27 protein-coding genes and 3 tRNA genes are annotated in these 21648 nt (G+C 45.6%); 5 read left to right on the top strand and 25 right to left on the bottom strand.

The annotated features are described in order from the left end of the window. Nucleotides 1-140: 140 nt before the first annotated feature. The 15 genes from VSQ32_02295 to glf all read right to left on the bottom strand — a co-directional run bounded on the left by VSQ32_02295 (nt 141) and on the right by glf (nt 11438). Nucleotides 141-575 (bottom strand): dUTP diphosphatase, encoded by a 435-nt coding sequence (locus VSQ32_02295; GenBank protein ID MEH2941707.1) that lies wholly within the window; start codon nt 573-575, stop codon nt 141-143. Further along, entirely contained in the window at nt 575-1354 is a 780-nt protein-coding gene (locus VSQ32_02290; GenBank protein ID MEH2941706.1) for a lytic transglycosylase domain-containing protein, read from the bottom strand. The genes VSQ32_02295 and VSQ32_02290 overlap by 1 nt, the downstream gene beginning before the upstream one ends. 32 nt (nt 1355-1386) lie before the next feature. Beyond that, nucleotides 1387-2289 carry a S1 RNA-binding domain-containing protein gene (locus VSQ32_02285; protein MEH2941705.1) on the bottom strand — a complete coding sequence of 301 codons (903 nt, stop codon included), beginning with the start codon at nt 2287-2289 and terminating at the stop codon, nt 1387-1389. Nucleotides 2290-2657: 368 nt separating this feature from the next. After that, nucleotides 2658-3155, bottom strand: coding sequence for a hypothetical protein (locus VSQ32_02280; GenBank protein ID MEH2941704.1), 498 nt, complete (start codon nt 3153-3155; stop codon nt 2658-2660). Nucleotides 3156-3386: 231 nt separating this feature from the next. Beyond that, entirely contained in the window at nt 3387-3536 is a 150-nt protein-coding gene (locus VSQ32_02275; protein ID MEH2941703.1) for a hypothetical protein, read from the bottom strand. 126 nt (nt 3537-3662) lie between these two features. Then, nucleotides 3663-3735 (bottom strand) — tRNA-Thr (locus tag VSQ32_02270). Between the two features lie 72 nt (nt 3736-3807). After that, the gene (gene sigH / locus VSQ32_02265; protein ID MEH2941702.1) at nt 3808-4416 is read right to left on the bottom strand and encodes an RNA polymerase sporulation sigma factor SigH; all 609 of its coding nucleotides are present in this window, start codon (nt 4414-4416) and stop codon (nt 3808-3810) included. A gap of 72 nt (nt 4417-4488) precedes the next feature. Beyond that, complete coding sequence (gene rlmB, locus VSQ32_02260) at nt 4489-5226, bottom strand: 23S rRNA (guanosine(2251)-2'-O)-methyltransferase RlmB (GenBank protein MEH2941701.1); 738 nt, start codon at nt 5224-5226, stop codon at nt 4489-4491. Continuing rightward, entirely contained in the window at nt 5223-5705 is a 483-nt protein-coding gene (locus VSQ32_02255; GenBank protein MEH2941700.1) for a ribonuclease III domain-containing protein, read from the bottom strand. Before VSQ32_02255 ends, rlmB begins: the two co-directional genes overlap by 4 nt. Beyond that, nucleotides 5690-7096 carry a cysteine--tRNA ligase gene (gene cysS / locus VSQ32_02250; GenBank protein MEH2941699.1) on the bottom strand — a complete coding sequence of 469 codons (1407 nt, stop codon included), beginning with the start codon at nt 7094-7096 and terminating at the stop codon, nt 5690-5692. The genes VSQ32_02255 and cysS overlap by 16 nt, the downstream gene beginning before the upstream one ends. 16 nt (nt 7097-7112) lie before the next feature. After that, on the bottom strand, nt 7113-7787 hold the full coding sequence (epsC, locus tag VSQ32_02245; protein MEH2941698.1) for a serine O-acetyltransferase EpsC: 675 nt from the start codon (nt 7785-7787) through the stop codon (nt 7113-7115). Nucleotides 7788-8051: 264 nt separating this feature from the next. Next, the gene (locus tag VSQ32_02240) at nt 8052-9185 is read right to left on the bottom strand and encodes a GNAT family N-acetyltransferase (protein MEH2941697.1); all 1134 of its coding nucleotides are present in this window, start codon (nt 9183-9185) and stop codon (nt 8052-8054) included. After that, nucleotides 9185-9751: a 2-C-methyl-D-erythritol 2,4-cyclodiphosphate synthase gene (ispF, locus tag VSQ32_02235; protein ID MEH2941696.1), complete on the bottom strand. Its 567-nt coding sequence runs from the start codon at nt 9749-9751 to the stop codon at nt 9185-9187. The genes VSQ32_02240 and ispF overlap by 1 nt, the downstream gene beginning before the upstream one ends. Nucleotides 9752-9773: 22 nt before the next feature. Beyond that, complete coding sequence (locus tag VSQ32_02230) at nt 9774-10298, bottom strand: adenine phosphoribosyltransferase (protein MEH2941695.1); 525 nt, start codon at nt 10296-10298, stop codon at nt 9774-9776. 33 nt (nt 10299-10331) lie between these two features. Further along, a complete protein-coding gene (glf, locus tag VSQ32_02225; GenBank protein ID MEH2941694.1) occupies nt 10332-11438 on the bottom strand; it encodes a UDP-galactopyranose mutase in 1107 nt (368 codons plus the stop codon). A gap of 222 nt (nt 11439-11660) precedes the next feature. Here glf and VSQ32_02220 point away from each other — a divergent pair, with 222 nt between their 5' ends. Beyond that, complete coding sequence (locus tag VSQ32_02220) at nt 11661-11828, top strand: hypothetical protein (protein ID MEH2941693.1); 168 nt, start codon at nt 11661-11663, stop codon at nt 11826-11828. Nucleotides 11829-11885: 57 nt separating this feature from the next. On the opposite strand, the gene VSQ32_02215 is transcribed toward VSQ32_02220, so the two are convergent. Further along, nucleotides 11886-12695, bottom strand: coding sequence for an NYN domain-containing protein (locus tag VSQ32_02215; protein ID MEH2941692.1), 810 nt, complete (start codon nt 12693-12695; stop codon nt 11886-11888). A 454-nt stretch (nt 12696-13149) separates the two neighbouring features. Here VSQ32_02215 and VSQ32_02210 point away from each other — a divergent pair, with 454 nt between their 5' ends. After that, nucleotides 13150-13302 carry a hypothetical protein gene (locus tag VSQ32_02210; GenBank protein ID MEH2941691.1) on the top strand — a complete coding sequence of 51 codons (153 nt, stop codon included), beginning with the start codon at nt 13150-13152 and terminating at the stop codon, nt 13300-13302. Between the two features lie 38 nt (nt 13303-13340). Here VSQ32_02210 and VSQ32_02205 read toward each other — a convergent pair whose 3' ends face one another. Further along, a complete protein-coding gene (locus tag VSQ32_02205) occupies nt 13341-13565 on the bottom strand; it encodes a hypothetical protein (GenBank protein MEH2941690.1) in 225 nt (74 codons plus the stop codon). Between the two features lie 132 nt (nt 13566-13697). On the opposite strand from VSQ32_02205, the gene VSQ32_02200 reads away from it, so the two are divergent. After that, a complete protein-coding gene (locus VSQ32_02200; protein MEH2941689.1) occupies nt 13698-14369 on the top strand; it encodes a hypothetical protein in 672 nt (223 codons plus the stop codon). Nucleotides 14370-14807: 438 nt separating this feature from the next. Here VSQ32_02200 and VSQ32_02195 read toward each other — a convergent pair. Both VSQ32_02195 and VSQ32_02190 read right to left on the bottom strand, forming a co-directional pair. Further along, nucleotides 14808-14881, bottom strand: a tRNA-Met gene (locus VSQ32_02195). A gap of 31 nt (nt 14882-14912) precedes the next feature. Next, nucleotides 14913-14985: transfer RNA gene (locus tag VSQ32_02190), tRNA-Val, on the bottom strand. 627 nt (nt 14986-15612) lie between these two features. On the opposite strand from VSQ32_02190, the gene VSQ32_02185 reads away from it, so the two are divergent. Further along, nucleotides 15613-16464: a Cof-type HAD-IIB family hydrolase gene (locus VSQ32_02185; GenBank protein MEH2941688.1), complete on the top strand. Its 852-nt coding sequence runs from the start codon at nt 15613-15615 to the stop codon at nt 16462-16464. 375 nt (nt 16465-16839) lie between these two features. Next, nucleotides 16840-17733 (top strand): hypothetical protein, encoded by an 894-nt coding sequence (locus VSQ32_02180; GenBank protein MEH2941687.1) that lies wholly within the window; start codon nt 16840-16842, stop codon nt 17731-17733. 251 nt (nt 17734-17984) lie between these two features. Here the strand turns inward: VSQ32_02180 and VSQ32_02175 are convergent, their stop codons facing one another. The 6 genes from VSQ32_02175 to VSQ32_02150 all read right to left on the bottom strand — a co-directional run bounded on the left by VSQ32_02175 (nt 17985) and on the right by VSQ32_02150 (nt 21583). Continuing rightward, on the bottom strand, nt 17985-18242 hold the full coding sequence (locus VSQ32_02175) for a hypothetical protein (GenBank protein ID MEH2941686.1): 258 nt from the start codon (nt 18240-18242) through the stop codon (nt 17985-17987). A 238-nt stretch (nt 18243-18480) separates the two neighbouring features. Then, entirely contained in the window at nt 18481-18795 is a 315-nt protein-coding gene (locus VSQ32_02170) for a hypothetical protein (GenBank protein MEH2941685.1), read from the bottom strand. After that, the gene (locus VSQ32_02165) at nt 18774-19031 is read right to left on the bottom strand and encodes a hypothetical protein (GenBank protein MEH2941684.1); all 258 of its coding nucleotides are present in this window, start codon (nt 19029-19031) and stop codon (nt 18774-18776) included. Before VSQ32_02165 ends, VSQ32_02170 begins: the two co-directional genes overlap by 22 nt. Nucleotides 19032-19183: 152 nt before the next feature. Further along, the gene (locus VSQ32_02160) at nt 19184-20524 is read right to left on the bottom strand and encodes a hypothetical protein (GenBank protein ID MEH2941683.1); all 1341 of its coding nucleotides are present in this window, start codon (nt 20522-20524) and stop codon (nt 19184-19186) included. Next, nucleotides 20496-21059, bottom strand: coding sequence for a hypothetical protein (locus VSQ32_02155; protein ID MEH2941682.1), 564 nt, complete (start codon nt 21057-21059; stop codon nt 20496-20498). The genes VSQ32_02160 and VSQ32_02155 overlap by 29 nt, the downstream gene beginning before the upstream one ends. A gap of 89 nt (nt 21060-21148) precedes the next feature. Continuing rightward, entirely contained in the window at nt 21149-21583 is a 435-nt protein-coding gene (locus VSQ32_02150) for a hypothetical protein (GenBank protein ID MEH2941681.1), read from the bottom strand. Nucleotides 21584-21648 lie beyond the last annotated feature (65 nt).

The raw sequence follows: 21648 nt of genomic DNA, 5'->3' as shown, positions 1-21648 counted from the left end.
TCCAGTGGAATTACCACCCGCCAACTACACAAAAAGAAGTACCCTTTCCTGTCACATTCGCCAGAAAAGAGTACTTCTGTCCTGTCTCTTCGTTACTTTAACGAAATTACTGATGTTTTCTGTACAAATTGACGAAATACCTATTTTACCCCTGTAGTTCCAAAACCGCCTCTGTTTTTATTTTCCAGAACTTCCGTCTCCTCAAACACAATGGCAGGCTGGTTTTCCACAATCCGGAACTGGCAGATACGGTCATTTTTATGGATTACCGTATCTCTGGTGGCATAGGCCGGCAGTCGCCACATATCTTCATTTCCGCAGTAGCTGCCATCTATGATACCGCAGCTGTTGACCTGCAGAATTCCGTAATTCTTAAACGTGGAGCTTCTGGGCACCACATGGGCTTCATATCCCGCCGGAAGCTCCATGGCAACACCAAGGGGAATCAGTTTAAATTCTCCTGCTTTCAACTCTGTGGTCTCGCTGGCACGCAAATCAATCCAGTCCGATTTTCCGCCGATATAAGTCAGTTTTTCCAGCTCGGAATCAAAATACTTTATTCTGATTTTCTCCATCAGAAGCCGCCTCCCAGCAGGTTCATGGCTACCGGATTATAGGAAAGGTCCTGATATGCACGCCAGGAATCGTTCTGTTCCTGCTGCTGTTTCTGTTCTTCCTCTTCTGCCTTTTCCTGCTGTGCTTCCTGTATCTTTGTATATAAATCAATAAATTTCAGATAATCCTCATAGGAAAAAAGCTGTTCCAGAATGCTCTGATAATAGCTTTCCTCCGCTTCTTCCACAGAAGCCGCCGCCACATTGCCGCTGCCGCCTGCCGCACCGGCATTTATGCTATAGGAAGCATTGGGGGCTGAAACGCCCTCATTCATGTACTGGGTTACTTTTACCACATAATTCTGCGTTTCTTTGAAAGGCGGAATCCCACCGTATTTTGCCACATTATTGCTTCCTGCATTATAGGCAGCAAGGGCCAGGCTCACATTTCCGTCATATTTTGCAAGCATCTGGCTGATATATTTGGTTCCTCCCATAATGTTCTGATAAGGGTCATAGGCGTCTGTCACGCCCAGTTCCCGCGCTGTGGCCGGCATTAACTGCATAATTCCCTGTGCGCCGGCTTTGGAAGTAGCGTCAGGCCTGAAATCCGACTCTGCCTTTGCAATGGCCTTAATCAGATTTTTGGGCACATTGTAGGTTCTGGCCGCCTCGTCAAATATCTGCTCCAGTGAAGCTGTGGTCTGCAGATAGGAAGAAAAATCTCCATTCTGTGCCGCCACAGGGGCCGCTGTCTGGTTTCCGGTACTGTCTGTACTCTGTACTCCGTTTACTCTCATGGAACGGACTCCTTTCTGTCACTTCTGAATTGTTACAGTTTAATTTTGGAAAGCAGATCTCCCAGGCTGGTAGAAGCACTTTCATGAGATACATATTCTTCCACTTCTTCCGGCCTGTCCACATCCACCATTTCTTCTTCCAGTGCCTTCATGCTGAGGCTTACCTTATTATCATTGGTATTGAGCACTTTTACTTTTACTTTCTGGCCCACGCTTAATACTTCGGAAGGCTTTCCGATTCTCTTTCTGGAAATCTGGGAAATATGTACCAGTCCGCTGATTCCGTCTCCCAAATCCACAAAAGCTCCATAGGGCATCAGAGATTCCACCGTACCCTCCAGAATGCTTCCCGGTACCATCATGGCGATTTTCCGATTGTGTTCTTCCTGCTGCTGTTCTTTCAGAATCACCTTGGCGGAAAGCACCAGCTTCTTTTTGGATTCATCCACAGTGATGACTCTTACCTTCACTTCTTTTCCAAGCCATTCCTCTGTGGCTTCCACATAGGAAAGGGCAAGCTGGGAAGCGGGAATAAAGCCGCGAATTCCTTCCACATAAGCCACAACGCCGCTGGGTACGATTCCAGCCACTTTTACGGAAAGTTCTGTGCCTTCCTCCAGGCAGGTATGCAGTTTCTCCCAGGCCAGAATATCGTTGGCTTCCTTTTTGGAAAGCTGAATATTTCCTTCTCCGTCGTCCGTCCGTACCACGGTAGCTTCTATCACATCTCCCGGATGTACTTCTTCCATAATACGAAAAGCCGGGTCGTTGCTCAAATCTTCTGCTTTAATAATTCCCTGGGCATAGTATTTCAAATCCAGTGTCACTTCTTCTTCGCTTACACCGATGACAGTCCCGGAAACAATATCCCCCTCGCTGATTTTCCGGAAGGAGGCTTCCAGTTCTTCCTTGTAATCTTCCATAGATTCTGCCATAATCAACACTCCTTTTCCCCATGGCCTGGCCATGTATATTACATAATTATGTTTATTTTAACAGAAACAGCGGAAAAATACCAGAAAAATATTGATTTTTATTACAACAGTTCAGCCATAGCCTGTATTATGTGTACAAGATTCTTACAGGAGGAACCATCAGGGCTCTTCCCACTTCGTGGGTCCCTCCTCATGGTAAATACATGAATGAGCTCAGAATGCTGTCTGAAGAGGCGCGGGCTGAACTGGTACATTTATCAACAAATCAGGGAAGCCAACATTTCCTGCCGCGCTTCCCTGATTTCTCCCTGCTATTTATTATGTGATTCGGGGCCTCTGACAACCGAACCTTATATTATAGTCTTAATTTACGAATTGACAACGGCAATCTTAAGGCCGCCCATACGGATATTTGTCTCCATTGCCTCGTTGATTTCATCTAACGGGAATTTATGGGAAACCAGTTCTCCTACAGGCCATCCCTGTTTCATGGCTTCTTTCAGCATTTCCATTGCCTGCAGCCAGTCTTTGGTCTGACAGGTCCAGGAACCCACTACTTTGATTTCTTTGTTGCAGATATCCAGATGGGGATTGTAAACTGCGTCGCCGTTGTTTACGAAAAATCCCAGTTCGCACATGGAACCGCCCCGGCACACATAATGCCATATGGTGGAAGCAATGATATTCCGGCAGCCCATGGTCCGCACGGTTGCCAGAAGAAGCAGGCCGATGGGGCCGCAGCCCTGTACCAAAACATAAGAATTGTGTTTGAAATTAAAGATTTCTTTTGCTTTTTCCACTGCATGAACCACAACTGCAGCAGGTTCAATCAGCAGACGGCTGTCCAGATCTTCCATATCGGACACATTGAAAATAACTCCCCGTCATTGATTTTGATATATTCTCCGAACCAGCCGTTAAAAAAATGTTCTTCCCCGGCCAGAAGACCGAAAATCTCTCCTCCGTCGCACAGGTGAATCTGTTCCGGATGTTTTGTACAGGTATCACAGGTTCCGCAGGGTTTCAGCCCGGTTACAATCTTATCTCCACTGCCAGAGGCTTACCGGAATAATCTGCGGTTACATTTTTTCCAATCTTTACCACCGTACCTGTACCCTCGTGGCCAAGCTGGATCGGGATATACCCGAAAGGGTCTCCTTTACGGTAATCCGGTCCAGCTGTTCCTGTTCCATCAGCGATATCAGTTCCTTTATAAATTTCCGTTTGATTTTTTCAGATGAATTCATTCGTAAGGATTCCTCCTCAGGTATTGTTCTGGAACAGAATGCCCCGGCAAAGCAAGGGTACCCGTGCGAACATATATTTTGATTCTTTTAACAGCAAAAAAACCTTGATTCCTCAAGGTTTTCCAAAGCTGCTGACGGGAATCGGACCCGTGACCTCCGCACTACCAATGCGACGCTCTACCGACTGAGCCACAGCAGCGTTTCTTCTGTCTGCTGGTTTCCCAACCGACTTGTCTACTATACTATATTCTGAATGGGTTGTCAATATTTTTTACAATATTTTTGCAAATTTTCCCCGGATGCGCTGCAGGGCATTGTCGATTGCCTTGGGCTCTTTTTCCAGAATACCGGCAATCTGGCGGTAATTCATACCGCCAAGATACAGGCCAAGGACCTGCTGTTCCAGAGAACTGAGGCTGTTTTCCAGCTTTTCCTGTATGGCTCTGGCGTTTTCCCGGTCAATAAAAAGCTGTTCCGGATTGGCATTTTCAAAAGATTCCAGCAAATCCAGCAATGTGTCGGTTCCCTCTCCTCCAAGCCCCGTATCCAGCGAAATATAGCTGTTCAGAGGCTGATGTTTCTTCCGCTGAGACGCTTCCACCGCACGATAAATCTGTCTGGTAATACAAATATCTGCAAAATGATAAAAAGAAGTGTCCTTTTCTTTCCGGTAATCCCGGATTGCCTTAAACAGCCCTATCATTCCCTCCTGGATTAAATCATCCGTATCGCCGCCAATAAGGAACATTGCTTTGGCGCGCCTGCGCACCAGATACTTATATTTTTCCATAATGTAATCAATAATATCCGGCTGTCCCTTCCGCCATTCTTCAATTAACACCTCATCGGTCTGGTTCTGGTATTCGGTATCTCTCTGCACTGATTTTTCCCCTGATTTTCTTACTGTTTACTTCCCATCGGATTTGGGTAATCAATTTACTTCGTAAATTGGTTACAAACGTTGCCGCACAATTTCATAGGCCAGAACGCCTGCGGCCACGGAAGCATTCAGTGAATCAATTTCCCCTGCCATGGGAATGGCCGCGGTAAAGTCGCAGTTTTCCCTGACCAGTTTACTGACTCCGTCGCCTTCACTGCCAATTACCAGCCCGATTGGCCCTTTCAAATCCAGCTCATACATGGCAGTTCCGTCCATATCGGCGCAGACAAACCAGAGTCCCCGCTCTTTCAGCTCCTTAATGGTACTGGAAAGGTTGGTGACTTTTGCCACCGGCGTGTAATTGATGGCTCCTGCTGAAGTTTTGGCCACGGTAGCTGTCAGGCCCACGGCCCGGCGTTTGGGAATAACGACGCCATGGGCTCCCGCCAGGTTGGCGGTACGGATAATGGCCCCCAGGTTGTGGGGGTCTTCGATATTATCAAGGAGAATCAGAAATGGCGGTTCTCCCTTTTCCTCCGCCCGTTTGAGCATATCTTCCACTTTGGCATATTCGTAAGCCGCTGCAAAGGCAATGACGCCCTGGTGTTTTCCCGTTTCTGAAAGCTGGTCCAGACGTTCTTTTCTGACAAAATTCACAATGGTATCATGTTTTCCGGCTTCTCTGGTGATAGAGCGCACAGGCCCGTCCTGGCAGCCCTCCAGCACAAACAGCTTATCTATGGTTTTTCCGGAACGAAATGCCTCCATCACTGCATTTCTTCCCTCAATGGTCAGTTCCTCATATCTCATGACTGTTTTTCCTTTCCTGTGTTCCGGCACCTGGTTTCCGGCCTGGTTTTGCAGACGCCTGTTTTCTTCAGGCCCCGCAGAATCAGTTCCATCATACGTTCTGTCCTGTTCTCCAGATACAGATATCCCATCAGGGCTTCGAATCCCGTAGCCCGGCGGTAATCTGCCACCGTTGCATTTTTAGCCATAGTAAAGGATTTGGCATTTCTTCCCCGCCTGTACACGGAGAGTTCTTCTTCTGTCAAATCCGGCAGCAGGGCCTCCGCCATCTCTGACTGGGCATGGGCCTTTACAAGCTGGGATGTTCTCTTATGCAGAATGTTCACATGGGTATTTCCCCGGCCCACCATTATGGTGCGGATAACCAGATCGTAGATAGCATCCCCGATATAAGCCAGCACCAGAGGCGAATAGCTGCGGATATCCGCCTGCTGCATACCGAATTTTCCTAAAATATATTCATTTATGCCCTTTTCCATTTTACCCCTTCTCTGGTATCTTCCAGAATAATCCCCTGCTCCAGCAGGATTCCGCGGATTTCGTCTGCTCTGGCAAAATTCTTTTCCTTCCGGGCTGCCTGGCGTTCTGCAATGAGCCGCTCAATTTCCTCATCCAGGATTTCTTCTTTCTCCTCCAGGACAATGCCCAGAATACCGCATAACTGCTCCATTCTCTGAGAAAGCTGCTCCAGAAGTTCCCGCGAGGAGGTTTCATCTGCTTTCGTATTGATATATTTTACCAGCTCAAAGACGGCAGAAATTCCGTCCGCAGTATTGAAATCGTCATCCATGGCATTCTCAAATTTTTCCACAAATCTGCCGCTTTCTTCCAGAATTGCTTTTTCCGAATCTGTCATCTGCTCCGTTCGGGCATTTTGGGACAGATGTTTCAGGTTTGAGGCACCGTTGCGGATTCTTTCCAGGCTGTTTTTGGCTGCTTCCATCAAATCCGCACTGAAATTCAGAGGGCTTCTGTAGTGGGCGCTCAGCATGAAAAACCGCAGTACCTGCAAATCATATTTCTCGCTGATTTCCCGTACCGTAAAGAAATTGCCCAGTGATTTTGACATTTTTTTATTGTCGATATTCAAAAATCCGTTATGCAGCCAGTATCTGGCAAATATTTTACCGTTGCAGGCCTCGCTCTGGGCAATCTCATTCTCATGATGAGGAAAAATCAAATCTTCGCCGCCTGCGTGGATGTCAATTTCCTCGCCCAGATATTTTCTGGACATAACGGAACACTCAATATGCCAGCCCGGCCTTCCCTGGCACCAGGGAGACTCCCAGTAAGGCTCTCCTTCTTTTTTGGGCTTCCACAGCACAAAATCCAGCGGATCTTCCTTTTCTTCTCCGGTGACTTTAATATCCCGGTGGCCTGCCTGCAGGTCATCCAGATTCTTATGGGACAGCTTGCCATATTCTTCGAATTTGCGGGTACGGAAGTAAACGGTCCCGTCTGCCGCCGGATAGGCAAATCCTTTTTCAATCAGGTTGGAAATCATTTCCAGCATACCGTCTATCTCCTCCGTTGCAAGAGGGTGTGTGGTTGCCGGTTTTACGTTCATGGCCTCCATGTCTTTTTTGCACTCAGCAATATAACGCTGAGAAATTTCCTGGGCGGTAACTCCTTCCTCCAGCGCTTTTTTGATAATCTTATCGTCCACGTCCGTAAAATTGGACACAAAGTTCACTTCATAGCCCTTGTATTCCATATAGCGCCGCACCGTGTCAAACACAATCATGGGCCTTGCATTTCCAATGTGTATCAGGTTATACACGGTTGGGCCGCACACGTACATTTTTACCTTTCCTTCTTCCAGAGGAATAAATTCTTCCTTCTGTCTGCTCAGGGTGTTGTATACTCTCATAAGTTCTTCCTCCTGGTTATTTTCCGTTCTTATTTTTCAGTTCCCGCAGTTCCTTTTCCAAATCTATGATTCGGTTGCAGAGGGCGGAATTTTCATGCTGCAGAATGGTAATGTCTTCCATCACCGGATCCGGCAGATGAATCTGGTCCATATCGCTCCTTGGAACCTTGATGTTATCCCGCTTTACAATTCTCCCCGGCACGCCTACCACCGTACAGTTGGGAGGAACCTCCTCCAGCACCACGCTTCCCGCACCGATTTTGCTGTTTTCTCCTATGGTAAAGGAGCCGATAATCTTGGCTCCGGCACTGACCATCACATTATCGCACAGGGTAGGATGACGCTTGCCCGTCTCCTTTCCCGTACCGCCCAGAGTCACTCCCTGGTAAAGGGTTACATTGTCTCCGATAATGGCTGTCTCACCGATAATCACACCGCTTCCGTGGTCAATAAAAAATCCTTTTCCTATGACTGCCCCCGGATGAATCTCGATTCCGGTCTTCCTGGCTGCTTTCTGGGAAATTCTTCTGGCCCGGAAATAATGGCCCCGCAGATACTGTCTGTGAGCCTTTCGGTAGCTTATCATCACCCGAAAGCTGGGATAAAGCAGCACCTCCCAGGGAGACTTTATGGCAGGATCCCGCTCCCGGATAACTTCAAATTCTTCTTTCACATGCTTCCAGAATCCCATTTTCTGTCTGTTTTCCTTTCTGTCAGGATAACTCCATCTGGGTGCCCGTATACAATCGAGCAGGGGTATGCACTTCTCCGCTGCTCGCTGCGCCGGGCGTCCGTCAGCTTTAGCTGACATATTTCCTCCGGACGCCCGTGTGCATAAAAAGCGGATAATCCATCTCACTAAGAGACGAAATTATCCGCGGTTTCAGCCGGTTCACAGATTTCTGTTCTCTTCCTGTTAGTTTATGCAGAAACCTCCTGTTTGTCAATAGAAAAGTCATACCCATTCCCGAAAATCCAGATAAATATCCTGCAACAGTTCCAATGCCAGCTCAGAAATATCCAGTTCCGGCAGTTCTCCCCTGTCCGGGATTCTTTCCAGCTTTCCTCCGTCTGCGTTCAGCGTAATCCGGAAACATCCGCAGTTGGCTTTCACCGCAGAATCCCTGACCTTCACCGCAAAAGACCAGGCGCGTTCGCTTTTCAACATGGAGACCAGGGTTTCCAGACTGGCGATACGCACCATCATCCGTGGTCTGCTGAACGAAATTTCACAGCCTGGCAACGCTTTTTCACAGAGGGTTCTGAGTTCCTCCGGTTCTGCCGGAAAGGCCTGCAACAGTTCTTTTATCTCTGCAGCAGGCCTTTCTGCCCCTTCCATTCCATACACAAGGATTCCCCGGATGTTCCCCGGCGAAGTCAGGAAAAGAACTCCGCCCTGTTCAGCCTGGGTTTCCGCCAGCAGACGCTGATAATATGCCCTGTCCCGGACTGCAAATATCTGGCTGTTTCTCTGCAGAATACTGTTGGACAGCTTTACCAGTTTCGGAATATCTGCTTCCCCGGCTTTCCGGACTTCCAGTCCCCGTATTGTTTCTGCGGACCTCCGGACTTCCGGCTTCCGTACCGTTTCTGCGGACCTCCGGACTTCCGGTTTCCGTACCGTTTCCGCGGACTTCCGGACTTCCGCTTCCGCAGCTTTCAGATGGGGTTCCGCCCGGAACATTTCCCATTCGTTCTGTTTCGGCACAAATACAAATCCCTGGCTTTCATAATAAGCCGGGTCTGCAGGCAGAAGTATGGCAAAGGGACATTTCTGCTGTTCCAGATCCTGCAGCAGGCGGTTCATCAGCCGCCTCATCTTTCCCTGCCTGCGGCAGTCCGGCCAGGTTGCCACTGCTACGATATAGGGTATCTGCTGCCTGACTCCGCAGATTTGGAAGGTATAGGGATTCAGATGAATCATCACCTGAATCCTGCCCTCTTCTTCCATTACCAGAATACGGTTGTCTGCTGTCTTCCACTGATAATAATAGTCCACAAAAGCACCGGAATCTTCCGGAAAAGCCCTTTCATATAATGTTCTGGTCTGCTGTTTTTCCGTCTGTGCCAGATAACGTATGGTCTCCATTATCTGCTGCCCTCCGAAAGTTCCGCCTGCCTGCCGCACCCGCCGCAGTCCCCGCAGGTTCTGCCGCTGTCATATACAGCCGCGCTGCTCTCATACAAACCTGCCAGCATACAGACAGCCTGGGCGGAAATCCCTTCCTCTCTGCCGGTAAATCCAAGTCTTTCTTCGGTGGTTGCTTTTATATTAATCTGATTTCCGGCAATCTGCAGGGTATGGGCAACGTTTTGCTCCATCTGCTCTATATAGGGGCGCAGCTTTGGCTTCTGGGCAATGATGGTAACGTCAATATTCTCCACCACATATCCTTCCTGCTGCAGCAGTTCGCCTACACGGGCCAGCAGTTTCAGACTGGAAATCCCCTTATAAGTATCATCCGTATCCGGAAAATGCTTTCCGATATCTCCAAGGGCCGCCGCTCCCAGCAATGCATCCATTACGGCATGTACCGCCACATCTGCATCGGAATGGCCGTCCAGCCCCATGGAATGAGGGATTTCCACGCCGCCCAGTATCAGTTTTCTGCCTTCTTTCAATCTGTGCACATCATACCCTGTCCCGACTCTCATATATGTTTCCGATTCTCCTTTACTAATTTCCTTCGTATGTAATAAGACTTTCCACATCGTAACCGGATAATTTTTCTTTTCCTTTTAATCCGGCCAGTTCCATCACAAAGCAGATTTTCACTACTTCTCCGCCTAACTGCTCAATCAGGCTGATAATAGCTTCAATGGTTCCTCCCGTTGCAATCAGATCGTCGATAATCACCACTTTCTGACCGGGCTTTATGGCGTCTTTGTGCATTTCAATGACCGCACTTCCGTATTCCAGAAAATATTTTGCTGAAATGGTCTCGCAGGGGAGCTTGCCCTGTTTGCGCACCGGCACAAAACTTTTATGTGCTTCATAGGCCACCGGCACGCCGAAAATAAATCCTCTGGATTCCGGCCCCACCACCACGTCGTATTCCACGTCTTTCAGGCTTTCTGTCAGACCGTCGATGGCAAGATGAAGCCCGTCCGCATCCTGCAGGATACTGGTCACATCCCGGAAAATAATCCCCGGTTTCGGAAAATCAGGTATACTTCTCACATAGTCTTCTAATTTTTTCATTTTGGGTTCCTCCAATCCTTCCTCTTATAGTTTTCAGACTTTTATGAGTTCCCGTGCACACTGCAATGCAGCCTCCACAGTATCATCCATATCGTAATATTTATACTGTCCCAGCCTTCCGCCGAATATTACGTTTCCTTCCCGGCAGGCAAGCTCTCTGTACTTTTCATAAAGTCTGATATTTTTTTCATCATTCATGGGGTAATATGGCTCGTCCCCTTTGTGCCAGCTCTGAGGATATTCTCTCGTAATCACAGTTTTAGGCTGCGTCCCGTATTCAAAATGCTTATGCTCAATAATTCTGGTGTAAGGAATCTCATATTCCGTATAATTAACCACCGCATTGCCCTGATAATTTTCTTCTTCCAGAACTTCTGTCTCAAATCGGAGAGAGCGGTATTCCAGTTCTCCGAAACAGTAATCAAAATATTCATCTATCATACCCGTATAGATGATGGTTTCCGCCATATCCTGATAATATTCCCGCTTTTCCAGAAAATTTTCCTGAAGGCGCACTTCCGTTCCTTCCAGCATCCGCTCAATCATCCCCGTATAACCTCCAATGGGAATGCCCTGATAATTATCGTTAAAATAATTATTATCATAGGTAAACCGCACCGGAAGACGTTTGATAATAAAAGCCGGAAGTTCTGCTGCCCGCCTGCCCCACTGTTTTTCCGTATAACCTTTCACCAGCCTGGTATATACGTCTGTCCCCACCAGATTAATGGCCTGTTCTTCCAGATTCTTCGGATGTTCCACTGCATGGGCCCGCTTCTGCTCTTCGATTTTTGCCTTCGCTTCCTGGGGCGTCACCACACCCCACAGCTTATGGAATGTGTTCATATTAAACGGCATATTGTATATTTCGCCTTTATAATTTGCCACCGGCGCATTGGTATAGCGGTTAAATTCTGCAAATTTGTTCACATATTCCCAGACTTCTCTGCTGGAAGTGTGGAAAATATGAGCGCCGTATTCATGCACCTGAATGCCTTCCACCTCTCTGGTATAAATATTTCCGGCAATATGTTCCCGTTTGTCAATCACAAGACATTTTTTCCCTGCCTTTTTTGCTTCCTGTGCAAAAACCGCACCGAACAGTCCCGCACCCGCAATTAAATAATCATACGTTTTCATTTTCTCTCCTTATTACAAATCTCCGTATCCTTATTCAGTATAGTATACACCGGCCATTTATACAAGAATTTTTTCTTTTTGAGCTTCTTCGTCTCTTATCGTCACATTTTCTGTAGAAATCTCTGTTTTTTGCGGGAAAAATGTCGGAAATTTCCCATTTCTTTCCACAATTTTAACACCCAACCGGCGGCTGTTCTGGTATAATAAAAATGAGGTGATTACATGGCAGTTAGCAATATTCTCAAAAGCGATAATATGGAACTGTTAGAAAAATTACAAACGGAAAACCGGCTTTTACTGGAAGAAAATAAAAAACTAAACGACACAGTGGGCTGGATGCACGACACCATCTGGCGTCTGGTCCGCAAGCAACGTACAGAAAATTCATAATAATCCCAGGGCCCGGCCGGGCAAAGGACAGGCCGGGCCTGCTGCCGGGAAGACCGGCTAATCTTCTCTTTTCTTCACCAGCACAATTTTCGTAATCCCATTGCTGGAATCATCTTTCCTGGTCTGAAGCTCCGGAAAAGATTCAATGAGCTTTCCAAATTTATGATATCCGTAATTCCGGCAGTCAAAATCTGAATACATTTTCTGAATCATATTTCCAAGTTCTGACAGATACATCCATCCGTCCTCGTCTGAATTCTCATCCAGAAGAGAAATTACCATTGCCTTGATGGATTTCAGATTGGTAATAGGCTCCGCGTCTTTCACCGGCGGTTTCTCCGGCTCCGCATTTTTCCCATTCTGTCTTCTCCCTCGCTCCGGAGGAGCCGCTTTTGGCTCAGGGCTGGTGTTTTTGGGCTGCGGATTATTATTTTTATACAAAACATCCAGTGTTTTAAACTGTTCGCAGGCCCGGACAAAAGGAGTGGGCGTCTTGCTTTCTCCCATACCAACCACGCGCTTTCCCGATTCCCGCAGCCGCATGGCCAGCCTGGTAAAATCGCTGTCGGAAGATACCAGAATAAAACCGTCTACCGGACTGGTATACAGAATATCCATGGCGTCAATAATCATGGCTGAGTCAGAGGAATTTTTCCCTACCGTATAATTATACTGCTGAATGGGTGACAGGGAATTTTCCAGCAGGGAATCCTTCCAGGAATTTTTGGAACTGGAAGTCCAGTCACCGTATATCCTTCGTATTGTGACATTTCCCAGCGTCTGGGCTTCTTTTGTGACAATTTCAATATACCTGGAAGATACATTGTCCGCGTCAATTAATAAAGCGTACTTCTTTTCATCATCCATCTTACCTCTCCTTTTGCGCTGTCATTTCATGCAGGCAATTGCGAAACTATTAAATTATCAAAATTTCATGTACAATTCCTACACTTTCTATGAAATATTTTCATCATACAAAAAGGCCGAAATGCCGGACGCACCGAACATTCCAGCGAGCCTTTGACTACGAAAGAGCATGTCAGCAAAGGCTTCCATTCTCTTTTAAGTCTCGCTTCCATGGTGCTGAAATGCATTTCTCACCTTTTGTATGAGAAAATATTTACATTCGAATTTTTTAAATTGCACATGAAATTGGTACAATTATTGAGTTTCGCAATTACCTGTGTCATTTCATGGAAGCACTGATTTAATCAGCGCTTCCTCAGGCTCCATTATAATACTTTCTTCCTTCAGGCACAATCACCCAATGGAAAAAGAATAAATTTTCTGTTTCTGCACCATACTATACCGAGGTGATTATATGGCATCCTATGTAGCTCCCGGTTTACGGGATCAGTTTGACACACTGTCGTCAGAACTGCAGGACTGCATTCTGGCGCGGAACGTTCAGTTAAATACCCTTCAGGACCTGATTCTTGTTCTGGAAGAAATCGTCAGAGAAGGGGAAGGCTGATATGTCCGTAAAAAAGAATGCGCTGTGCGCATTCTTTTTTACGATTTAATGGTCATACAGTTGCCAAGCTGAGCCATGGCTTCTCTGACCGGACGGCGCAGTTCTTTCTCCTGTGCGCTGCTGATAAGCTCAAAAGTACTGTACAGTCCCGTAATCTGCTGATCCAGTTCATACAGGTCTTCCCGTCTGTTCCGGTGGCTGTTTTCTTCCCTGAGCCTGTGTTCCACTTTTTCTTTCAGATACTCTGTTTCAATATTTATCATATGGTATCTCCTCCTGCCCTCTGATCGTTTAAAATGTTCCATCAATAGTATGTACTGAATTCTTTTTTTCATGCTATAATAAAAAGGAATCCTGCAATAACTGTGTTTTTATATAAGATGGAGGATATATTTATGAAACGTTTTTCTTTCCTGTTCCTGCTGATGTTGTCCTGTCTGCTCTTTCCCGGCTGCGGAGGCAGTCAGCCGGAAAAAGCACCCGCATCTGCAAAAAAGCATCCGGCTGCAGACCAGTTCAGAAGCCCTTCCACCTCTGTCCCGTCAGAAGAAATTGATACCGGTTTTTCTTCACCGGAACTGGATGTTCTGGACGGAATAAAAGTGAAACAAAAAGATTCGGCGGTAGAGCTGAATATTCCCGCCGATTTCCTGGGCCCGGTCACTCAGGAGGATTTGGAGCAGATTGCTTCTGACGCCGGCTACCCCTATGCCGCTTTACATGATGACGGCAGCGTCACCCTGCGCATGAGCCAGCAGCAACATCTGGATTTGATGGAAGGTATGGCAGATTTTATCCGTGAAGGACTGGAGGATATGACTGCTTCGGAAGAATATCCCAGATTCCGGGAAATCAGTACAAATGAAAATTTTACAGAATTTACCGTCCTCCTTTCTTCGGAAAAGCTGGAAACATCAGATTCTTATTCCGCCATGACGTTTTTTATGTACGGAAAACTCTATGGCGCCTTCTCCGGAGAAGATACGGAATCTGTACATGTGGAGTATGTCAGCCAGGATTCCGGACAGGTTATCCGAGCCTTCGATTCTTCTGATGTACAGGAGTGAGCGGATTGCCCGGCAACAGATTTCCTCTCCGCGAACTGCGCATCTCGCCCGGAGGGTTTTATTTTACAGGAAATACTATGTCACGCTAATGTGCGAAAGTGTTTCCTGTAAGAATCGAGCAGGGAAGAGCTATCTTCCTCTGCTCGCCGCGCGACCCGTGCGCCGCATAGCGGCATGTCTTCGCTGCACGGAGCTGTGCAGAACAAAGTGGGCAAGCCCACTTCAACTTCCCTGCCCCTCAGTCTTGAGGGGATTGCACATTTTGTCGCGCCGAGTGCGGTCACGTAGTGACATCTTCCATTCGCACGAGTGCGCATAATGGTTTTATCTTACAGGAAGACATTTTCACGCTTTAGCGTGGCAAGTTCTTTCCTGTAAGATAAAAAAACACTACCGATTCATCATTCGGTAGTGAACTTATATAACTGATATTAAAAATAGCGGAAGAGGGATTTGAACCCCCGACACCACGGGTATGAACCGTGTGCTCTCGCCAACTGAGCTATTCCGCCACAACCATAAATTCTGTGAAGAATCACAAAATGGGACCTACAGGGCTCGAACCTGTGACCCTCTGCTTGTAAGGCAGATGCTCTCCCAGCTGAGCTAAGATCCCATGGTTGTCTGCAGTCTTGACTGCCGACTGCTTGACTATTATAATACGATATGAAGACAAATGTCAAGAGGTTTTTACAATTTTTTTGTAACAGTTCAGACATCGCCAAAATTATGAGCGAATCATGCTGGCATGAAGGAGCTCATAATGACGGCGATGAGCGGAACGCCCCTTAAGCCTCAGACAGGAGCTGCGTCAGCAGTGAATAGCCTGCTTGCAGGCGGTCTGTGGCCTGTCTGAGGGGCGTGGACTGAACTGTTACTAACAATCCAGACATCGCCAAAATTATGAGCGAATCATGCTGGCATGAAGGAGCTCATAATGACGGCGATGAGCGGAACGCCCCTTAAGCCTCAGACAGGAGCTGCGTCAGCAGTGAATAGCCTGCTTGCAGGCGGTCTGTGGCCTGTCTGAGGGGCGTGGACTGAACTGTTACTAACAGTTCAGACATCGCCAAAATTATGAGCGAATCATGCTGGCATGAAGGAGCTCATAATGACGGCGATGAGCGGAACGCCCCTTAAGCCTCAGACAGGAGCTGCATCAGCAGCGGATAGCCTGCTTGCAGGCGGTCTGTGGCCTGTCTGAGGGGCGTGGACTGAACTGTTATCACATGGAGGATTTTTTATGAATGCAAAAAGAAAGTTTCAACTGGTCGCCCTGGATTTGGACGGTACGTTGTTCAACTCTGAAAGCCAGGTTTCCGATGAAAACAAAGCTGCTATCCGGGAAGCCGCCCGCCGGGGCATTACTTTTGTGATATCCACCGGACGTCCTTACAGGGGACTTCCTCTGGAACTGATGACCGAACTTGGCATCCGGTATGCCATCACCACAAACGGAGCCGGTATTTACAAGGTTCCGGAAAAAGAATGTCTGTTTGAAAACTGCATGTCTGCCAGCCTGGCAGCCGATATTGTGGAAGAACTGCTGAACTTGGAAATTCACATGGATTTGTTCATCCATGGCGACGCCTATACCCCCGAACAGTGCCGGGAAACCTTTCTGAAAATAGACAGTCTCCCGGATTCTCTGAAACAATACATTCTCTCCACCCGTGAAAGTATCCCGGATATGGTTTCTTTTCTCCGGGAACATCAGGCTCCCGTCCAGAAGCTCACCTTAAATTTTCTGACAGACCTCGACGGGAACTACACAGACCGGGATAATGCCATCCGGATTCTGGAGCAGTATCCGGACATCAGCTATCTTTCCGGCGGCTACGGCAATCTGGAATTTACCGGAACAGGCATCTCCAAGGCCAGAGGTCTGTCACTGCTGTGCAGTTACCTGGATATTTCAATGGAACACACCATTGCCTGCGGAGACAGCGAGAACGATTTGGACATTATGAAAGCTGCAGGACTGGGCGTGGCCATGGCAAATGCTCCGGAAGAAATTCGCAGCCAGGCTGACGACGTCACTTTGAGCAACGACCAGCATGGAGTAGCCGCCATGCTGGAAAAGTGGACAGGCTGAGCTTCGGGAACAGGGATAGCATTTCACCCTTTTTGTAACAGTTCAACCCGTGCCATTCGCAAAACGCACCTGCGGTGCTTCTCCGTTGCGCTGCAACTACTTTTGCTCATGAAAGGGCGCTCCGCTCGTAGCCTGCATTCTGTGCGCATACATGCAGGCATGACTTACACAGAACACAGGCTATGGCTGAACTGTTACTCCTTTTTTCACATTTTTTTCACAAAATATTGACATTTCCAAAGTTATGTTATAAATTATAAGAGACAGGATAAGATGTGACAGTAGCTTTATATATACAGGAAATCATCATCCGTTTTCTGGTTATATGAAAGTTAAAGTTCCTGTCAGAATTTAATCAGGAAAGGAATGTACATTATGAGAGAAGGAAAAAAATGTAACAAAATTGTAAGTCTTGTACTTGCAGCAGTTATGATGGTTTCCGTATTTGCTGTGGCAACTCCTCAGCAGGTGGAAGCAGCAGAAGATTTGAGTTTTAACGGTAAGGGAACATCTACTGCTACAATTTCAGATGAGGAATGTTGGGGTGCAACCAAAGAAGCCAATTTTATCAAATTCAAATCTAACGTAACCGGTTATATTACCATCAAGATATCAAATAACAGTTCCGTTGTTTCCGGCGGTGCCTATGGTTATATTACATTTAACAAAAGCAAAACTTCTGCTCTTGGCCAGACCCGTGAATATTTCGATACCAGCGAATCAGCTACAAGATATTACACACGGACCTATGGAGTAAAAAAAGGAAGCACCTATTACTTCAAAGTAGAGAGCATGGGCGGTGTAAAGGTTAAAGCAACTGTGACTTCTCTTAAGAAAGGTTCCAATACTTCCAGGGGGAAAGCAAAAACGCTGAAAGAGGGAAAAACTGCAACGGGCGTTATTATCGCAGGCGATAAAACTGTTGACTGGTATAAAATCAAACTGACCAAAAAGCAGAAATTAAAATTAACTTACAGTGCTAAAACAAACGGTGCTGTTTTATCTTCAAGCGGTACCTCTATTTATTATAACAATGGAATTAAATTCACTCTTTGCGCAAGCAATGGTAAACCATTTGTATCGGGAAGCAATAACTATGACCTGGCAAACCTGAAAGTTTCAAAAGATTCCACTTCCTATTACATTGAGGAAACCAGAAATGGAATACCTACTGGCAGAACTTTTGGTATTGACCCTGGTACTTACTATGTAAAAGTAGAACGTTATAATAAAACTTCTTCCGGATATTATACCCTTAAGTGGAAATAAAAACTTTACATAATGCTAACCACTTTTTCACAACATAAAAAAACCATTATAACCAAAGAAGCGTTCCGTCTGTGATATTCATGGACGGAACGTTTCTTTTTTCAACTGTAAATTATAACTTATTGTGTCGGATGTCCTTGAAGCCTGGAAATGCCCGAATGTCCACTTTATTCCCACGAGCAATGGGCCATGCAGCTGCGCCTGCCGGATATTTGACGAATTATTAAATTTTTCAGGCATATATATCTCCATCATCTTTTCATCAGATACCCCTTCGCCTCTTCTTCCATAAGTCCATATTTCTTCATAAGCACTGTCTTTATTTCCCCATCTCCATGACCGAATTCCCGGAGGGCTTCCACTGTTCCCCGAATCCCTTCTGTTCTTTCTTCCATTCTTATCTTCGCTTCCCTCATTTGTATCTGGGGCTCCATGATCTCCATCAGCGTTTCAAACATATCTTCATCCCCTTTCCAGGTTTCTATCTTCTTACGATTTGCCTCCAGCATGACTTTCAGCACCGAATCTGCCAGTTCTCTTTCTTCTTTTCCTTCCAGCAGTTTTATCGTAACAATTCAGCCATAGTCTGTATTCTGTGCAAATCATGCCTGCATGAATGAGCACAAAATACAGACTATGAACGGAACGTCCCTTAAGCCGCAGACAAGAGCTGCGTCAGCAGCGGACAGCCTGCCTGGCAGGCGGTCTGTGGCCTGTTTAAAGGGGCGTGGGCTGATCTGTTACGTTTTACCTGGTACTTTTTCCTGCTGTCTCTTTTTCCACTTTTCCGGACAATGCCCTCAGCCAGGTATGCTTTTCCACATCCAGCTCTCCTGTTACCACAATCTGCGTGGGAAACAGCACATTTCCTTTCACCTGATAGATTCCCTCACAGGATTTTAACAGCTCGTGTCCATGTTCCCGGAAATACCGGAACAGTCCTTCCGGCCTTTTCTCCCGAACAAAAGTGATGGTAATATCATAGGCTTTTCGCTCATCCAGGCTTTTTCCATAGGATTTGTACAGCCCGGCATAAGCTGTTACCTTATAAAAGGTGTCCACATCCAGATGGTCTTCCGGTGATTTATATTCCAGAAGGTTGTGGCCGCGGAAAACTTTCCGATTTCATTCCTGATTTCTTCCGTCTTTTCCTTTCGGATAATCAGTACGTCTACTTCCAGCGGCTTTGTGTTCAGGTTGTATTCACTCTGAATCAGCAGGTTCTCCCGATTCTGCTTCAGCTCCAGGGTGATTGCCGCCACAAATCCCGGATGCCACTGCACTTTTTTATTTTTCATCTATGTAGTTATGTGAAATTCTCTCTCAGGCACAGAGTTCTCTGTACTGCCATTATAACGGGTCCGTGTGACTTTATCAATTGTTTTGACAGAAAAACGACTATGAAATCAGAATCATCTCCCACTTCATAGTCATTTTCATAATGCTTTTATTATTTTGCTGTTTCAATATCAATTCTTTCATCTTCTGAAAAAATAACTGCAAAGCATGTACCTTTTCCTGCTTTCTTTTTCTGCTTAAAGCGTGCGATATAATTGGCAAGAGAATTATATCGTGAACCACGCCCCGGATCACCTCTGACTACTGCATCCCCATCCAGAATTGCACCAATTGCACAGCACATTCCATCCAGATTGGCCATTAACGCACCATCTATGGCAGTAATTCCCATTATCATCCCATCTTCCTGCTCCATGAGTTGAAATGCTTTCACCTTATGTAATCTGTTCAAACCGGCCAGACGTTCTATTTCATCCTTCAAAGATCTTTCATCTATAAAAACCACAGATGTTCCGTGAGGTTGCCTGGAAAGTTTTTCTATAATCTTCTTAATATTCTCTCTTTTACCACCGTCAAGGTCCATTTTATTCAGTTTTTGAATATGTTCCGGCTCTGCCTCTCCCAACGCCGGAAACTGATATTCTCCGCCTCGATACCAAAGTACATCTTTCCCTTCTATAATAACTTTCCAGTTCAAATGTCCCTGAAAGTGAATACATACCCTCGCAATCTTTTCACAATCTTCCTGTCCGGCAATCTTCCGTATTACATATTCCTTCATTGATACCAAAATTCCCTGACCATCATGAGCCGCTTCCATCAGTTTTCTTACAGTTCGCAGATTTTTCTCTGAGAGCTTATATTTTTCTTCCCATTTTTCATCTGAACTATCGCCTTCCAGCCGAACACATGGCACATCTGAAAAAGTATCATCCGGAATAAAATATAACCTTGTGTTCAATGGGCGTTTTTCATAAAGCCGGGAAGATATCTGCACTAACAACTGCCAGGGAGGAAGTTGATTCTTCTTAAGTATCTTTTTTACACATTCATTTCGCAGCTTTTCACCATCCTGGATAAATCCAAAAAAATACTCTCTTCTTCTGTCACTTAGCTCTTTTCCTTTTATCCATTCGGAACTTATGGATTCCAATCTCTCAATATAAAGATAATCTGTAAATTTTTCCTGTAATTCATCCAATACCAGTTCTGCCAGTGCCATCGCTGCTTCAGACGTCCCCTTTGCCAGAAACAACCAACAGACCGCTTTTTCCTTTCCCCAGCCCTGAACACGGGAATCCTTTAAAACAGATGTTTTCTCAGCCAGTATTTCATACCCTTCTTCAAAGCCTGTTATACTATCATTGCTTTTTTCTCCACAAAGTACATATATCTTAATTTTTCCCTTTAATTCCGAAAAGTTTTTTTCCAAAAGAAATACTGCATATCTGCAAATATTCGGTTCATATATTTGCCTTCCTGTTTTTTCCATAATCCTTCTCCCCGGCTAATCCTCTCATCTTTTCAGTCACGACATTCTGATAATCAAATATATATTTCTGTACTCCCAAAATAAATGTTTCAATATTATTTTCCCGCTGCAATTTATATACATCTATCAGTTCTTTTTGTTGAAACCTTTTTTCCATATTATTACGTTCTTCAAAAGTTTTTCTGCATACAGATAAATACATTCCCAATTCCTGCAGAACAAATGCATCATACAGGATATTCACAGCACTCTTTTTATAATCAGCTATTTCAGGAAATTTTGTCTGAGATTCTTTCTCATAAAAATACTCCTCTAAAAACTTGCCTATACTATTTTTAAACTTAACGACTCTCTCATCACCAGATTCATTGATTTTCTGCAGTTCCTCGCGGCTCCAGTAATATCTCAAATCATCCCCTGATTCTGTCATACAATAAACAACCAATGCGCATCTTACCAACGCTTTTGTATTCACAATATCAACACGTCCCTGGTCTGAGTTGCTTTGAATAACAGAATCCAGATAATCAAACATGGAAAGCCGCAGCGTTAAAATTCCTATCACATCTGCCACACATTCCTTGAAATTCTCTATGAGCAAGTCCATAGACGCTGATAAATTCGTCATGGTCTTATTCCAGGGAGACTCCGTAAGCCATTCATTCGTAATTTTCTGAATTTTTTCCTCAGCCTTTTTCGTTCCTGCTCTGCATTTTTTGAATCAGATTTCTCCAGCGTTCTCATAAATATATCTTCCAGAAGATAAGAAAACAGTTCTTCTGATTCTTCCAGAATTTCTTTCATACTCTCCTGCAGTAACAGATTCAGTATACTGCTATATACCCCGTATTTTTCCAGTTCTTCTTCCATTTTTTCTATTTCTTTTTCTGATATGCCCAGATACCTGCTCTGTATATAATCCCTGCTTTTCTGCTGTCCCATCTTTTTCTGTAAACGAACTTCTACTACTTTTTCCAGTCCCTTCCAGTATTCTTCCGGAATTTCTTCCAGCCGCTCTCCCTGAAGGGAAATCCTGTAATAACGAATAGTAATTTCCATCGTCATTTTCCATGGAATTCAAATATTCTTTCAGATTATAAATATAGGCGTTATAAAATGCATTC

The organism is Lachnospiraceae bacterium JLR.KK002 (genome assembly GCA_036941025.1).
Lineage (GTDB): Bacteria > Bacillota > Clostridia > Lachnospirales > Lachnospiraceae > Petralouisia.
The sequence above is the reverse complement of the archived record's forward strand: the minus strand, read 5'-3'. Positions and strand labels throughout refer to the sequence as shown.